Here is a 16,207-nt window from a genome sequence, read left to right as displayed (position 1 = left end):
CGTTAACGACCGGTCGCGCGCCTCTGGGCAGGTTACCGGGTGCGGTCTTCATGCTTCGTCAATCTTCCGCGCCGGGGGCCGAAACCACCAACGGCGGCAGGGCCTCGCCCCCGCTGACCAGATCGAACAGGCCGCCCAGCTTCTGCAGCACCCGGTACTCGGCGGCGCGCATGGCAATGGCGTTGTTGACCCGGTTGGCCTGGGCCGCGAACAGCAACTGCTGCGAATCCAGCAGATCGAACACGGTGCGGCGGCCTTCGCGGAACTGCTGCCGGTAAAGCTCTGCCACCCGGGTGGCGGATTCGATCTCGGCGTCGATTGTCGCGATCTTCTCGCGTGCGGCACGCAGGGCTTCGTAGTCGATCCGGATATCCTGCTCGACCTCGCGGCGGCGACGGTCGAGCTCGTAGTCCGCCTCGCGCAGGCGCGCGCCGATGCGGCGACGGACCGCCAGGTCGGCCCCGCCGTTGAACAGCTTGTAGGACAGCGTCACCATCGCCCGGGCATCGTTGCCGCGGCCGGTCAGGCCCATCACGTCCTCGCGGTAGTTGCCCTGGACCATCACGCCGATGCGCGGGAAGAACACCGACCCGGTCTGGCTGTCGTACTGCTTGTCGAGCGAACGGCGATCCTGCACGGCCTGAGCCAGCCGCGGGCTGTGCGTATCCATCAGCGAAACCGCCGCATCGGCGCTTTCCGGCAGGGTCGTCCCGGCCGGCGGCAGATCGACCACGCGGGCCGGCAGGTGGTTGGTCAGCCGCCGATAGGCATTGCGCGCCTGCTCCAGCTGGCTGCGCCGGTCGAGCAACAGCGACTGGACGTTCTCGAGCCGGGTCTGCGCACGACCGACGTCGGCCGGCGTGGTCAGGCCCAGTTCCTTCTGCACCGTGACGATGCGCAGGATCCGCTTGGTCGCGGCGATCTCCTGCTCGGTCAGGGCCATCAGCTGCTGCTGGCCAAGCACGCCGAGATAGGCGGTGGTGATGTCGTAGGAGATGCCCTCGATCCGCTCGCGCGTGGCCCACTGCGCCGAGCGATAGCTGGCGCGCGCGCGCTTGATGTCGTTGATCGTGACGCCGAAGTCCCAGACGTTCTGGCTCAGCGTGACAGTCGCCTCCGTGCGGAAGGCGCCGGTCCGGGCCTGGCTGCCGTTGCGCACCGTCTCGCGTCCCCAGCCGGCCTGCAGGTCGAGGTGCGGCAGGTAGCCCGCGCGGGCTTCATCAACGCCGTATCGCGCATCGTCCTGACGGGCGAGCGCGATCTGGATGTCCGGGTTGTCCTTCAGCGCGGCGACGATCGCGTCGCGGAGCGATTCCGTCGCCCCGACCGGGGGCTCGGGAACTGTCGGGCGATCGACCTCGGCCATCGCCGCGGCCAGCGTGGGATTGGAGACCGGGGGCGGCATCGGCGCCGCCGCCGAGGGCGGATCGGCCGCGGCCATGCCCCCCTGAGGAGCGGATGGCGGGGGAACGGAGGCAGTGGACGACGACGGGATCGACGTGGATTCGGCCGGGACCGGCGTGGGAGCCGACGCCGGCATCGTCGCGGGTGCGACGGCAGGGGCAGCTGCGGGCGAAGCCTTGTCCGCACCGGGCACGACCGGCGGGAGCTCGGCCGCAAGGGCCACGGCCTCGGCCTGGCTCACGATCGGCACGGGCACCGGCTGGGGGGCGGCTTCGACGAGATGCACGCCGCGCGGCGCCGGAGCATAGAGCGAGGCGAGCGATGAGCCATCGGGAAGCGGGCCCATGATCGCGTTCTTCAGCACGGTGGCGATGGCAGGCTCGGGCAGGGTTGCGGTCAGCGCATATTCCAGCCGCAGACTCTCGGCCAGGACCGGGAACCCGGCTGCCGCCGCGCCCATCGCGAGCAAGGCCGCGCTTGATCGCAGTGCGCTGAGGAAACGGTTCACAGTGGCCTCCCGAACGTGGTTAACAGGCGCCACACCATCTGACCCAGCCGCCTTAAATGCGGGCCAAGATCGCTTCAGGTACTTTTGCCTAGCCAGGCGCCCCGCAATGCCGCGCGGCGATCCCACCAAGGCGCAACCACCCGGTCGCCTCGAACTCTTGTTCAGGAGTAAGGGAAATTGGTTAGCAAACCGCTAACACCGCTGGCGGCCGGGTCGGGCGGGCGGTGCACCAGCACGCCCCCCCTTGCGGCAACCGCTTAGGCGGCGCGCCGGGCAGGATCAGCGTGGCGGGCCAGCAAGGCCAGCAGGCTCTGCTCGTCGATCTCATGTTCGAACCGGATGCCGAAGCCGGCCGGCACGGTGGCGACGATCTCGCCAAGCACCGAGAAGCCGTCGAGGCGCAGCTCGACCGGCTCGTTGCGGCGGTTCATCAGGTAGGCCAGGCGCGGCCGGAACATGGCTCCGCCGGTCGAGATGTCGATCAGCCGGCCATCATAGGCCGCCATGCTGTCGGTCAGGACCAGTTCGCAATCGATCTGGCAGGAATGGCGGGTCGCCGAGCGCGAGAATGCCTGCTTGCGACGGAACAGGCCGAAGGGGGAAAGGCTCATCACAGGTCTCCCATGCCGGTGGTGCCGGTGCGGCGTTCGGCCGGCGGCCGGTCGGCGGCCGTGGCGCGCGGCGCATCGCGGCCATCGAAGGCGGCGCCAAGCCGCTGGCGCAGGCTCAGCATGGCCGCGCGGGCACCGGTGTAGGGCCGCGCTCCATCGATCACCGGGACGTCTTGCGGCGCCTCGAGCGTGGCGGCCAGGCTCTCCAGCGCAGCCTGATGGTCGCTGGCCTTGGCCTCGAGCCGCGCGACGATGTCCTGTTCTTCCAGCGTGTTGGCCTCGAGCCGCTCCAGCCGCTGCTCGATCCCCTGCCCCACCTGGCGCAGCACGCGGCGGTTTGCCGCAAGCGAATCGCGCAGTTCGCGCCGCAGCGCCCGAGCCTCGCGCAGCGGCTTGCCGCCGCCCTCGCCCCGCCCGCCGAACCAGCCGAACAGTCCGTTCCGCGGTGCCGCGGCAGCCTGCGCGGGAGCCGCTTGGAGCGCTTCCAGCGCGGCAGGGGTGGTTTCGACCAGTTCGCCCTGGAGCACGATCATGCGATCGAGCTGGCGGTGGAGTTCTGCCCCGTCGAGCATCGACGTGCGCTCGACCAGCGAGCCCAGCGCGTTGAGCGTGCTGCGGATCTGCGCCCGGTCGGTCGCCGCCTCGGTGTAGAGCGCACGGAACTGGCTCAGCATGTCCATCTGGTTGCGGGCCAGGTCGGCCACGGCCAGCGAGATCGGCTGGAGCATCGGCGACGGATCGGACAGCTGCTGCACCGCGCGGGTCAGGCCGCTGACCGCTTCAGTCAGGCGATCGAGGTCAGCCCGGGTTTGCGCCGCCCCGCGGGCATTGTCGATCACCGCGCCGCGCAACTCGGTCAGCTCGGCCGCGCCGGCTTCCAGCACCTTGCGCACCGCCGCGAACTCCGCCGAGGGACGGGCCTGCCCGGCGGTCTCGCTCTGCGTGCTCTCCAGCGCCGCCATGTTCGACAGCCAGTGCTCGAACTCGTTGCGCAGAGCCTTCATCGCCGAGGTCGAGCAGCGCTCGAGCGCGCCCAGCACCATCGAGGTCATCAGGCCGAACAGCGACGAGCTGAAGCCCACCGACATGCCGTTCAGCGGGGCCTTCATGCCTTCGATCATCTTGCCGAAGCTGTCGGTGCCGCCCTTGCCCGAGACGTCCATGGCGCCGATCAGATCGGACACCGAGTGGACCGTCTTCATCAGGCCCATGAAGGCCCCGAGCAGGCCGAGGAACACCATCAGGCCGGAGAAGTAGAGCGTGGTCGATTTGCGGTCGTTGATGCGCTGGTCAACATCGTGAAGCAGCGTCTGGACCGTGCTGTTGCTGATCTGCAGGTCGTCCTGCTTGCCCAGTTCCTCGGTGATCAGCCGGTAGCCCTGACCCAGCAGTTCGGGTTCGTGGAACACCACGGCCGGCTTGGCGAAAGGATCCTTGGGCCGCTTCGAGCGGGCGCCATAGTCCACCTGCAGCGCGTTCAGCGCGACGACCTCGTTGCGCAGCGACAGGACATGGCGGAAGGCGATCGTCGCAGCCACGCCAAACAGGGCGAAGATCGACAGGTTGAGCGCCATCTTGGCCATGACGCCGGCAATGACGAACTCGTGCGCATAGATGCCCAGACCGAACAGCACCACCATGATGCCGCTCATCTTGTAGAGCTCTGTCCTGATCTTCTTTTCCATGGCCTTTTCCCGTCAGGGCTCCAATGCGGTCAGGGTTTGATCACGACGCGGACCATGTGTCCGTCTGCCGCCTTGGGATCGGTCACGCGGACCTGGGTCAGAATGTCGGCGGGCGCGATCCCTGCCTTGATCAGCAGGTTGCGGGTCATCGCCGCGCGGTAGAAGCCCAGCCGCTGCGCCTCGGTGACCGAGCGCGTCTGCGGCGTGAAGGCCCAGATCTCGTACTTGGTTCCGGGGGTCACCTTGCCGCGCAGGAAGCCGATGACCTTGCCCGAGTTCTCGTCGTCATAGGTCGTCGCCGTCGGGGCGAAGCCGATCTTGAGCAGGGTGTCGGCAGTCTTGACCTCGACCCCCTTGCTCGCGTCCGGCTGCTCCACCGCCTTGATCTGCAGGGCCAGCGTGTCTTTCGTGTCGCGGGTGCGAATGGTCAGCCGATCGACCCCGTTGGTCACGGTTTCTGATTTGAGAATCGCTCCCAATTCGGACACCGAAGTTCCTGATTCTGCTTCAGCAGGTGATTGAAGCCGATTGTTCTGCTGGCCCTCCGACGCGCCCGCGGTGATCTTGCCGCCGCTCGCACCCTGCGCCTTGCGCTGTTGCTCGGCGATGATCTGCTGCTTGAAGTTCTGGATCACCCGCTGCGACAGCTGCATGACGGCCGCGCTCATGATGACGAGCAGGAAGGTCACCACCATGATGACGGTGGTGAGCACGTCCACGAAGGCCGGCCAGTGGTTGACTTCGCCGTCGGCGCTAGCCCCTGCCACGTGCATCTCCCAGGCAAATGGCGCGGGCAGCAAGCCGGCGCCGGATCAGGATGGCGAGCCGCGCGGTCATGCGGCGGCCCGCGGGTTGGACTGCGCCGCGGCGCTCTGGCCGGCCAGCTTGGCCAGGACCTCGGCCTTGGGCCGGTCGGCGATGATCCGTCCCTCGTCGAGCCAGATGACCCGGTCGACCAGGTCGAGCAGGGCCAGCCGGTGCGTCGCGACCACCAGCGTGCAGTCGCGGCTGGCTTCGCGCAGCCCCTTGATCACGTTGAGCTCGCTGGACACGTCAAGCGAGGCGGTCGGCTCGTCGAGCAGCAGCACCGCCGGATTGCGGATCAGCGCCCGGGCCAGCAGCAGCGACTGGCGCTGCCCGCCCGAGAGCGCGGCGCCGCGTGGCCCGGCCTTGCGCATGTAGCCCTCCACCGTGCGGGCGACGAAGCTGTCGAGCCCCGAGCAGCGGATCGCGCGGTCGACCACGGCCTCGTCCGGCTCGGCCATGCCGAGCAGGATGTTGTGCCACAGCGATCCGTCAAAAATGGTCGCGTCCTGCGCGCTGAACACGATGTTCTGGCGCAGGTGGGGCACGGCGAAGCGTTCGATGGCATGGCCGTCCACGGTCAGCGTGCCGTCCTTGTCGGGCAGGAGCCCGGCGATCGCCCGCAGCAGGGTGGACTTGCCCGAACCGGACTTGCCGATCAGGGCGATCTTCTCGCCCGGCTCGATGCGGAACGCGATGTCGCGCAGGCTCGGCTCGGCCGCCCCCTTGAAAGTATAGCTCAGGCCGGCGGCGCGGATCTCGCCGCGGATGCGGCCCTGGCTGATCGCCGGATCGCTGGTGTCGCGCTCGGGTTCGGCCTGGAGGATCGCCGCGAGCGAGGCGAACTGCGGTCCGCTCTGGTAGAGCCGGGCAACGATCGACACCGTCGCGGCGATCGGCACCATCGCCCGGCTGGTCAGCATGACCACCGCAATGAGCGCCCCGGTGGTCATCACGCCGGCCTTGATCTGAAACACGCTGATGATCACGACCATCACCGTAACCAGCTGCATCAGCAGCCCGGAAATGGACGCCGGCAGTTCGTTCCAGTGGCGGACCTGTCGGTTGCCCTGCGCGAGATGGTCCGAGATCACGTCCCAGCGACCCTCGAACAGGCCCTCGGCGCCGTTGGCCTTGATCGTGCTCCAGCCCTCGGTCATCTCGCCGATCAGGTCGCTGCGCGCCTGGACGAGCTTGCTGGTGCGGCGGCTGGCGAGGCGCAGGGCGAAGTTGGCGACCGCGCCGAACCCGAGCAGACCGATCGCGCCGACCACCGGCCCCAGCACGGTGAGCCCGCCGATCGCGCCGATCAGGCAGAAGAACAGGACGGTGAAAGGCAGGTCGATCAGGAAAGTGGCAATGCCCTGGGGGATCAGCAGGGTCAGCGCCTCGATATCGCGCAGCGCGGTGAGCATGGCGCCGAAACCCTGGTGGCTCGACTGTTCTCGCGCGCGCAGCACCGAGGTGACCGCGCGATGCTGGACCGCCTGCCCGACCTGGGCCCCAACGCCGTCGACGAAGGCGTTCTTGAGCTTCTTGAGCAGGAGTTCGAACACCAGCACCACCACGGCCCCGGCCGACAGGGCCCAGAGGCTCTCGATGGCCAGGTTGGGGATCACCCGGTCGTAGATCGCGCGCATGTAGAGGGGAATGGTCAGCGCGCAGAGGTTGAGCAGTGCGGCCGCCAGCAGCATGCGGCTCATCACGCGGCGCTCGCCGAAATAGGCGGCCAGCAGCCAGAGCCGGGGGTTGCGGCGGATCAGCTCGCGCTGCTGGCCCTGGGTCGCGCCGTTGACCGGATCGAGCGGCCCGGTGTGAAGAGCCTCGCCGGCAAGCAGCGGTTGCAGCAATGACCACGACAGCACCCGGTCGCCGTCAGCGTCGCGGACGGTCACGGCGCCGTCCGCGGCGACCCGCTGGATCAGGACCGCCCCGCCGGTCGCCAGCGGCGCCAGCAGCGGCAGATCGGCGGTTTCGGGTTGCTTGCGGCCCAGCGGGCGCCATTGCGCCTCCAGGCCGACGCGCGCGAGCGCGAGGGGGGCGAAACGGGGAGACAGGTTGCCCTCGGTGGCCGGCAGGGCCACCGCCAGCTGGCCGGCGCTGGTCGCAATTCCCCGTGCGCCGCTCAGCAGCACCAGGGCGTCGAGCATCGGCAACGGCGCGCACAGGGCCGGAACGCTGTCGTCCGGCCGGGCTGCGGCGCCGCGCGAGCGCGCCTTGTCGAGGAGATGGCCGAGCAGACTTTGACGTCCGGCCTCGGCCAATTGCATGCGTACCATCCATTACCCCCGGTGTTCGGGACGTTTAATGGCACCATCATGGGAAACGTGCCGTAAACCCTGTCTAGGCAGATCCTCTTAAGAACCTGCTAACGATGATCATGGATAACGGCGGGTAAATCAGGCCCAGACAATTGGATTTCGCACATGGATTTCCCGCGCCTACGTGACGCCATCATCCGCAAGTTCGGCGGTGCCAGCCTGCTCGAGGACCTGCACCCCGGTGAAGCGAGCGCCGCGCTGGCCGGGGCCATGCCGCTGCCGAGCAACCCGATCGGGGCGATGACGCCGTGGAGCGGCCGCCCGGCGCTGGAGCATCCGGCCCGGCTGACCCGGCTGCTGGCGATCGTCTTCGCCCTGCTGATCGCCTGGGCGGCGATCTTCACGGTCGACAAGGTCACCCGCGGTACCGGCAAGGTCATCCCGTCCACCCAGAACCAGCTGGTCCAGCACCTTGAAGGCGGGATCGTGAAGGAGATCCTCGTCCAGGAAGGCCAGCGCGTGTTCAAGGGCCAGGTAATGCTGCGGATCGCCAACGCCTACACCGGCGCGGCGATGGAGAACGCGCGGACCGACGTGGTCGCCAAGCGCATCATGCTGGCCCGGCTCGAAGCCGAGATCGCCGGCTCGCTGACCTTCATGCCGCCCGAGGAGCTCGCGCGGCAGGCCCCGGACATCGCCGCCAGCGAGGTGGCGCTGTTCAACTCCCGCCGCGCCCAGCGCATGCAGCAGACCGGGATCATCAACGAACAGGCCCGTGCCCGCGTGGCCGAGGTGAGCCTGCTGCGCGCACGGCTCGGCAACCTGCGCAGCGAGGAACGCCTCGCCATGGATCAGCTCGGCAAGCTCGAGCGTGCCTATGCCGAGGAGGCGATCTCCGAACGCGAAGTGCTCGACAAGCGCGCCGCGCTGCTGTCGCTGCGCACCCGCATTGCCGATGTCGAGAACCAGATTCCCCAGTCCTCCGCCGGGGTCAGCGAAAGCGCCGCGCGACGGGGCGAGATCTGGACCCGGATGATGGAGCAGGCCAAGGCCCAGGCCGCCGCGTTGCGGCTCGATCTGGCCAAGGCCGACGAACAGTATACCGCCGTGGCCGACCGGGTGACCCGCGAGGAGATCCGCGCCCCGGTCGACGGGATCATAAACCGGCTCAACGTCCAGACCCTGGGCGGGGTGATCCGGGGCGGCGAGCCGGTGGCGGAAATCGTCCCGATTGCCAACACCGTCACGATCGAGGCCCGCGTCGCCCCCAAGGACCGCGGCGACATCTGGCCGGGATTGCCAGCCAAGGTCAAGATTTCTGCCTATGATTCAACTGTATATGGTGCACTTGATGCGAAAGTGGTTGAGATTTCGCCGGACGCGATCCAGGACCCGCGCGGCGGGCTCTACTACCGCGTGCGGCTGAAGGCGGCGACTACCAGCTTCGGCCCGGGCAAGCCCGTCGTGCCGGGCATGACCGGCGAGGTGGCGATCCGCTCGGGCGATCAGACCATCCTCAACTACATCCTCGGGCCGCTGATCCGGATCAAGGACGAGGCCTTCCGCGAATAGCCCCGGGGTGGGGCCTGAACGACCGGCCAGCCCGATCGTGGCTGGCGGTCGGACACCAAGCTTCAGTTCCTTGTTGTCATGTCCGTATAAATATATGTTTTAAATAACTTTATGGCCGCCGCCGGTGGCGCGGCGGGCCCAGGGCGACGGCGTCGTCCCGACGCTCCGGCCGGCTAGCGGGTCGGCGCCAGCCGGATCGCCACGCCGCCCCCGGGAGCCAGTGCCACCGCGATGCGGTCGCCCTTACGCACCGTGCGCGTCTCATAGGCGATGCGATGCCGCGCATCGGTGAGATAGGTTGCCCCTTCCCCGTCCTTGTAGATCGTCGCGGTGTAGGTCTTGCCGGCCTCGAGGACATCGAGCGCCAGGTCCACCGTTCGCGCCGTGGCATCGTTGACCCCGCCGACGTACCAGTCGGCGCTGCGGCGATCCTTGCGGGCGAAGATCGCATAGTCGCCAACCTCGCCGGCGATCAGGTGGCTTTCCGCCCAGTCGGCCGGGACCTGGCGGATGAAGGCCAGCTCGCGCGGATGGGCGGCGAGGTTCTCGATGAAGTCGGCCGCCATCTGGATCGGCGAGTAGAGCGCCAGATAGAGCCCGAGCTGCTTGGCCAGCGTCGAGGCGAGCGGCGCGTGGTCGTGCCCTTCGAGGCTGAGCACGCCGGGCGTGAAGTCCATCGGGCCAGACAGCATCCGGGTATAGACCAGGGTCGGCTCATGGTCCGGCCCGTTGGCGAACTGTCCCCAGGCGTTGTACTCCATCCCGCGTGCGCCTTCGCGCGCCACCCAGTTGGGCCAGGTGCGGCGCAGCCCGGTATCCTTGACCGGTTCGTGCGGATTGACCGCGATGCGGTAGCGCGCCGCGGTTTCCACCACCTTGAGGTGGTGCTGCACCATCCGCTGGCCCTCGTGATACTCCATCCGCGTCTCGCCGGGCCGCTCTCCCGGGGCGACGATCCCGCCGATATGGGCGACGTAGCCGGTCTTGACCGCCGGGACCCCGCGCGCCTGATACAGCGCCATCGCCGCCTCGAGCTGGGCTTCGTAGTTGGCGATGTCGCCGCCGGTCTCATGATGTCCGATCAGCTGCACGCCCTTCTGGCGGGCATAGTCGGTCACCGCCTTGAGGTCGAAGTCCGGCGTCGCCTCGAAGAAACGGAATGCATCGCCGTGGCCGAGCCAGTCGCCGTTCCAGCCCTTGTTCCACCCCTCGATCAGCAGGCCGCCGAAGCCGTTGCGGGCGGCAAAGTCGATGTAGGCCTTGGCCCGCTCGGTGGTGGCACCGTGCCGGGGGCCTTCCGCCCAGGTCCAGTCACCGCGGATCATGCCCCACCAGATGCCGATGTACTTCATCGGCTTGAACCAGCTGACATCGCCGATGCGGTTGGGTTCGTTGAGGTTCAGCTCCAGATCGCTCTCCACCAGTCCAGCCGCATTCCCGGCGATCCGCACGGTGCGCCAGGGCGTGGCAAAGGGCAGCTCGCGCACCACCCGCGCCCCCTGCGAGGACGGCGCCAGGGTGCTGCGGAAGGTCTGCCCCTCGATCCGCTTGAGGTACATCCCGGCATAATCGACCAGCGCAGCCTCATGGAAAGCCAGATGGGTGCCGTCGTCCAGACGCATGGTCAGCGGCGTTTGTGCCGTGGCCACAGCGTCGATCGGGCTGCGCTGATAGACCTGCTCCTCGCGGTTCCACTCCAGCCCGGTGACCCACCACGCCGTGCCCCTGGGCACAATGGCGAACTCGCTCAGTTCGTCCGCAATGCGGGCGGTCTGCAGCCCCGGTTGCAGCGGCAGTTCGTAGCGGAAGCCGATGCCGTCATCGAACAGCCGGAACCGCACGTTCATCAGCCGGCCGCCCTGGTTGTCGGCCTGGCGGAAACGGACCAGCAGTTCACGGTGGTGGTCGCGCACGAAACGCCGCTCGCCCCAAGGCTGCTCCCAGGTCTGGTCGACAGCTGCGGTTTCGCTGCCCAGCAGGGTCCACCCGCGCACCATGTTGAGGCCGTCGGTGAGGATGAAGCCCAGCCCCGACGTACCGATCAGCGGCTTGCCCTGCCGGGTCAGCGACCAGACTGCCCGCGCGTCCTGATCGGTGGTCACGGTCAGCACCAGCGCCCCATCGGGCGAGGTCGCGGTGACGACAGGGGCCTGTGCCACCGCAGCCGCAGGCGGCAACAGCAGCAGGCAGAGAAAGGCCAGCAGCGACCTGAACAGGCGAAGCGTCACGATGCGGTCTCCCTGAGCAGCAGGGCGCCAAAGGGTGGCAGGTGCCCCGGTACCGCCCCGTTGGCGGCGAACACTATCTCTCCCGTGCCAAGCTCCCGGCCGGGCCAGTCGACCGTTACCGCAGAAAGGTTGAACACGGCAACAATCGATTGTGCTTCCGCCTGGCGGCGGAGCACCAGGCGCTGCGCATCGGCCAGGACCACCTCGCAGCGGCCATGGCGCAGGGCGGGATGGGCCCGGCGCAGGGCCAGCGCCTTCCGGGTGAAGGCGAGCAATGAGGCGGGATCCGCCGTTTGCCGGTCGATCGCCCGCGCGAGATTCTCGGCGCCCAATGGCAGCCACGGCGTTCCCTCGGTAAAGCCCCCGTGCTCGGCCTGGGCGATCCACGGCAGCGGGGTCCGCACGCCATCGCGCGACAGGGTCAGCGGCCAGTTGGCGATTGCCTCGGGGTCCTGCAGCAGATCGAACGGAATCTCGTCCTGCACCAGCCCGAGTTCCTCGCCCTGGTAGAGGATGATGTTGCCGCGCAGGGCGATCAGGACCAGCGCCTTCAGCCGGGCGAAGGCCTCACGCTCGGCCGGGGCGCACCACCGCGACAGAGCGCGGGGTGCGTCATGGTTCTCGAAGGCCCAGCTGGGCCAGCCGGTCCCGGCGTCGTCGGGCCACGCCTCGAGCGCGGCGGAAATGAGTGCCGGGGTCAACCGCTCGGCATAGAGAAAATCGAAACCATAGGCGCTGTCCAGCCGACGCGGGCCGGCGGTGAACAGCTTCATCTCGCGCTCGGCGTCCTCGCCCCCGACCTCCGCCACCGAGAAGGTGCCCGGATAGCGATCGTGCAAGGCGCGCAACCGTTCGATGAAGCCGACGATGTCGGGATGCGACTGGTTGTAGAGCCGCCGCTGGAAGTCGAACGGGCGGGTCCGCACCTGCCCGCTGGCCGGCGCAGGCGGGTTGTCGCGCAGCGCCGGGTCGTGCATCGCGAAGTTGAGGGCATCGATGCGGAAACCATCGACCCCGCGCTCGAGCCAGAACCGCGCGACCTCGAGCAGGGCCTGCTGGACCGCCGGATTGTGGCCATTGAGCTGGGGTTGCTGCGCCAGGAAGTTGTGCAGGTAATACTGGCCGCGCCGCGCATCCCAGGTCCAGGCCGGACCGCCGAACACCGACTGCCAGTTGCACGGCGGGGTACCATCGGGCTTCGGATCGGCCCAGACGTACCAGTCGGCCCGCGGATTGGTCCGGTCGGCCCGGCTCTCGCTGAACCAGGGGTGGCGATCCGACGTATGGGCATAGACCTGATCGACGATCACCCGCAGTCCGAGCGCATGGGCGCGGGCGACCAGCGCGTCGAAATCGGCCAGGGTGCCGAAGATCGGGTCGACATCGCAGTAATCGGCCACGTCGTAGCCGAAATCCCTCATCGGCGAGGTGAAGAACGGCGAGATCCAGATCGCATCGACGCCGAGTGCGGCGATGTGGTCGAGCCCGGCGGTGATGCCTGGCAAGTCGCCAATGCCGTCCCCGTTCGAATCCCGGAAGGAACGCGGATAGATCTGATAGATCGCCGCACCACGCCACCAGGCGGTGGTGCCGGATGGCGTGGGCGCGGGGCTGAGAGGGGAGAATTCGTTCATGGTTTCGCGCACAACGCTCTGTTGAATAGGGACTATTGGCCTGCGGCCCGGCAGATCGCATAGCCCAGCGCGGGCAGCGTCAGGGTGAGCGTGCCGGGCGCGGTGGGCGCCGTCGGGCAGGTGCCGGCCAGGCTGGCGAAGCCGGTGCTGGCGACGGCCACCTCGATCGGCGCGGAGACCGCGGCGGTCGCCGTGTTGAAGGCGAGCACCACCTCGCGGCCGGTGCCGGGGTCGAACCGCGACACCGCGAACAGCCCGGGGCGGTCACCGCCCGCCCGCACCACGGTGCGCCCGGCCTGCAGCGCCGGCGTGCGCCGCCGCAACCGGGCCAGCTCTGCCCATTCGCGGTAGAGCGGGTGAGCCGGGTCGAAGCTGGCCGTGGCCGTGGTCCTGCGCGTGCCCAGCAGCGGATCGGCATTGTAGAGCGCCACCCGCGAGGCGAACATGTCCTGCCGGGACAGCTGATCGCCGCCCCGCCCGACCATGCCCTGTTCGTCGCCGGCATAGATCACCGGCACACCGCGCAGCGTCAGCAGCATGGCATGGCCCAGCCGCTGCCGCGCCAGCAGATCATCGTCGCCCAGACCCGGCGCGGCCTGTCGCAGCAGCGCGGGCAGGCGCCCGCCATCGTGGTTGCTGACGAAGGTCGGCAGGCGCAAGGCGGCCGCCGCGCCGCCGGCATAGAGCGCGTCGTCGTCGTACAGCCGGGCCAGCTCACCGTTGCCCTTGCCCGACAGGGCGGCCACGATCGCATGCTGGAAGGCGAAATCGAGCACCGCGGGCAGGCCGGCGTTGCGCGTCCAGCCGGCCAGGAGGGCGGGATCGTACTCGCCTGTCGCCACCTCACCGAAGATGTGGAAGTTGGGCAGGCCGCGTGCCCGTGCCCGGGCCTGCATGGCCGGCACGAAGGCCCGCCAGAAGGCCGGATCGACGTGCTTGGCCGTATCGATGCGGAAGCCGTCGACCGCGAACTCGTCGATCCACCGGCCGAAGATGGCGATGAACCCGGCCACGACCCGCGGATCCTCGGTGGCCAGATCGTCCAGCCCCGAGAAGTCGCCGTACTGCGCGCTCTCGCCCTGCCAGGTGCTGTCGCCGCGATTGTGATAGAAGCGCGGCTCGTTGAGCCAGGCCGGCACCTTGATCCGCGCCTCGGCTGGATCGACCACGGGGGTATAGGCGAAGGAGGGATCGGTCAGCTTGGCCCAGTTGGCCGGGGCCGGATCGGCGTCGCCGGCAAAGCCGGGATTGATCGCCGGACCGGCGAGCCCGCCGCGGCGCGAGAAGGGAAAGGCCGCCTTGTCGCGATAGGGCGGACTGCCGGCCGGCACCTCGGCATAGTGGATCACGTCGGCGGTGTGGTTCACCACGATGTCCATGTAGACCTTCATGCCGCGGGCATGGGCCGCCTCGACCAGGGCGCGAAACTCGGCATTGCTGCCGAAATGCGGATCGACCTGGGTGAAATCGGTGATCCAGTAGCCATGGTAACCGGCCGATTCCTGGCCCGGAGGCCCCTGCACCGGCTTGTTCTTGAAGATCGGCCCGACCCACAGCGCGGTGGCGCCCAGGCCCTGGATGTAGTCGAGCCGCGCGGTCAGGCCCTTGAGATCGCCGCCATGGTAGAAGGCCTTGTCGGTCGGATCGAACCCGGTGCTCAGCCGATCGCCCGAGAGCCCGCCGCGATCGTTGGCGGGATCGCCGTTCTCGAACCGGTCGGGGAGCACGAAGTAGATCACCTCGGACTCGGGTGGACGGGCGCGGAAATCCGCCGGTGCAGGAGCGGTCTGTGCCGCTGCGGGTCGCCCCATGGGCGTGGGCAGCACCAGCGCAACGGCGGCGGAAAGAAGCAGACGTAGCATTGAACCGGTTCCCTGAAACACAAACGCGCGCCCGATAGAGGCCGCGCAACCCTAGGCGGCGCGGCCCAGCACGGCAGCGCACTGATGCGCGATGAATTCCTCGTGGGTCGGCAGCCGGCTCACGGGGGCGGACACGATCGTCCGGATATCCTTGAGGAAGCCCGCCAGCTCATCGCGGGTCAGCGCATCGGCGAGCGGATGGTAGGTCTCGGGGACGATGTTCTGCCCGATCAGGACCTGGAACCAGCCGACCTCGGTGAACAGTTCCTCCTGCTCGCGGAAGACGCGCCCGGTCGCCCGGAACAGGTCGATCTTGTCCAGTAGGCTGCCCGGCACGGCCATCTCGCGCACGGATTGCCAGAACGGCTCGTCGCGCTGGTTGGCATGATAGTGGAGAATGATGAAATCGCGGATCCGCTCGTAATCGTAGGCGATCCGGCGGTTGTAAGCGTCGATGTTAGCCGGGGCAAAGTTGCGGTCGGGGAAGTGCGAGAGCAATCGGGCGATGCCGTTCTGGACCAGGTGGATCGAGGTCGATTCCAGTGGCTCCAGAAAGCCCGAGGAAAGCCCCAGCGCGATCACGTTGCGGTTCCAGGCCTTGCGCCGCATGCCGGCGCGGAAGTGGATCGTGCGCGGTTCGGCCAGCGGCTCGCCCTCGACTGTGTCGAGCAGCACCCGCCGCGCCTCGGCCTCGTCCATGAATGCGCTGCAGAAGACATGGCCGTTGCCGGTGCGGTGCTGCAGGGGGATGCGCCACTGCCAGCCCGCGGCATGGGCGATCGACTGGGTATAGGGCCGCAGCGGCCCGACATTGGCCGTTGGCACGGCGATCGCCCGGTCGCAGGGCAGCCAGTGGGTCCAGTCGACATAGCCGGTCTCCAGGGCCTGCTCGATCAGCAGCCCGCGGAAGCCCGAACAGTCGATGAACAGTTCACCGGACACGCTCTCGCCGCTCTCCAGCTCGACCGCGGCGACGTGCCCGATCTGCGAATCGAGCCGGACATGGCGAATGCGCCCCTCGGTCCGCACCACGCCGTTGCGCTCGGCCAGGCCGCGCAGGAAGGCGGCGTAGAGCGAGGCATCGAAGTGGAAGGCATAGCTGATGCCGTCCAGCTCGGTGTTGGGAATACGGCCGATCCGGGCGAAGCGCCCTGCCCGCCCCACCGTCTCGTTGAAGGAATAATGCCCCAGCGGAGCGGCCACCCCTTCCTGGCGCCCGCGCAGCCAGTATTGCCAGAACTCGATCAGATCCAGGCTCTGCCCGATCTGACCGAAGGCGTGCATGTAACTGTCGCCCACCCGGCCCCAGTTCTGGAACTCGATTCCCAGCTTGAAGCTGCCCTGGGTGGCCTTGACGAAGGCATCCTCGTCGATCCCGCACAGGCCGTTGAACAGGCGGATGGCGGGAATAGTCGCCTCGCCGACGCCGACTGTACCGATGTCCTCGCTTTCGACCAGCCGGATGCGCAGCTGATCGCCCATCGTTGCCGACAGCGCCGCCGCAGCCATCCAGCCCGCGGTTCCGCCACCGACCACCACGACATCGCGGATGCGCCGATCATCCACTGTGACTCTCCCGAAACAGGACCGGCCGCTGTGATCGACCATGGTCCGAAGTTCTGCGACAGGCCCGGTCGA

The 16,207-nt window shown here is 68.4% G+C and carries 10 protein-coding genes; 1 reads left to right on the top strand and 9 read right to left on the bottom strand.

The window, feature by feature from the left end; translation table 11 throughout:
• Window positions 1-58 precede the first annotated feature (58 nt).
• From H7F53_RS02360 to H7F53_RS02340, 5 genes are all read right to left on the bottom strand, one after another.
• Window positions 59-1,912, bottom strand: coding sequence for a TolC family outer membrane protein (locus H7F53_RS02360; RefSeq protein WP_185677883.1), 1,854 nt, complete (start codon window positions 1,910-1,912; stop codon window positions 59-61).
• A 257-nt stretch (window positions 1,913-2,169) separates the two neighbouring features.
• On the bottom strand, window positions 2,170-2,523 hold the full coding sequence (locus tag H7F53_RS02355; RefSeq protein WP_185677882.1) for a PilZ domain-containing protein: 354 nt from the start codon (window positions 2,521-2,523) through the stop codon (window positions 2,170-2,172).
• The gene (locus H7F53_RS02350) at window positions 2,523-4,208 is read right to left on the bottom strand and encodes a coiled-coil domain-containing protein (RefSeq protein ID WP_185677881.1); all 1,686 of its coding nucleotides are present in this window, start codon (window positions 4,206-4,208) and stop codon (window positions 2,523-2,525) included. Before H7F53_RS02350 ends, H7F53_RS02355 begins: the two co-directional genes overlap by 1 nt.
• A 29-nt stretch (window positions 4,209-4,237) precedes the next feature.
• Window positions 4,238-5,008: a hypothetical protein gene (locus tag H7F53_RS02345; protein ID WP_185677880.1), complete on the bottom strand. Its 771-nt coding sequence runs from the start codon at window positions 5,006-5,008 to the stop codon at window positions 4,238-4,240.
• Window positions 5,009-5,041: 33 nt separating this feature from the next.
• Window positions 5,042-7,282, bottom strand: a complete 2,241-nt coding sequence (locus H7F53_RS02340) for an ATP-binding cassette domain-containing protein (protein WP_185677879.1) — start codon at window positions 7,280-7,282, stop codon at window positions 5,042-5,044.
• A gap of 156 nt (window positions 7,283-7,438) precedes the next feature.
• On the opposite strand from H7F53_RS02340, the gene H7F53_RS02335 reads away from it, so the two are divergent.
• Complete coding sequence (locus H7F53_RS02335) at window positions 7,439-8,845, top strand: HlyD family type I secretion periplasmic adaptor subunit (RefSeq protein WP_185677878.1); 1,407 nt, start codon at window positions 7,439-7,441, stop codon at window positions 8,843-8,845.
• A gap of 173 nt (window positions 8,846-9,018) precedes the next feature.
• On the opposite strand, the gene H7F53_RS02330 is transcribed toward H7F53_RS02335, so the two are convergent.
• From H7F53_RS02330 to H7F53_RS02315, 4 genes are read right to left on the bottom strand one after another with little or no spacing between them, the layout of a single operon-like run.
• Window positions 9,019-11,031: a glycoside hydrolase family 97 protein gene (locus H7F53_RS02330; RefSeq protein ID WP_246438463.1), complete on the bottom strand. Its 2,013-nt coding sequence runs from the start codon at window positions 11,029-11,031 to the stop codon at window positions 9,019-9,021.
• Window positions 11,032-11,069: 38 nt separating this feature from the next.
• Entirely contained in the window at window positions 11,070-12,707 is a 1,638-nt protein-coding gene (locus H7F53_RS02325) for an alpha-amylase family glycosyl hydrolase (RefSeq protein ID WP_185677877.1), read from the bottom strand.
• A gap of 32 nt (window positions 12,708-12,739) precedes the next feature.
• A complete protein-coding gene (locus tag H7F53_RS02320; RefSeq protein WP_185677876.1) occupies window positions 12,740-14,569 on the bottom strand; it encodes an alpha-amylase family glycosyl hydrolase in 1,830 nt (609 codons plus the stop codon).
• A gap of 51 nt (window positions 14,570-14,620) precedes the next feature.
• Entirely contained in the window at window positions 14,621-16,135 is a 1,515-nt protein-coding gene (locus H7F53_RS02315) for a tryptophan 7-halogenase (RefSeq protein ID WP_185677875.1), read from the bottom strand.
• Window positions 16,136-16,207: the final 72 nt, after the last annotated feature.

This window comes from Novosphingobium piscinae, assembly GCF_014230355.1.
Classification (GTDB): domain Bacteria; phylum Pseudomonadota; class Alphaproteobacteria; order Sphingomonadales; family Sphingomonadaceae; genus Novosphingobium; species Novosphingobium piscinae.
This window is presented reverse-complemented; position numbering and strand designations above follow the sequence as displayed.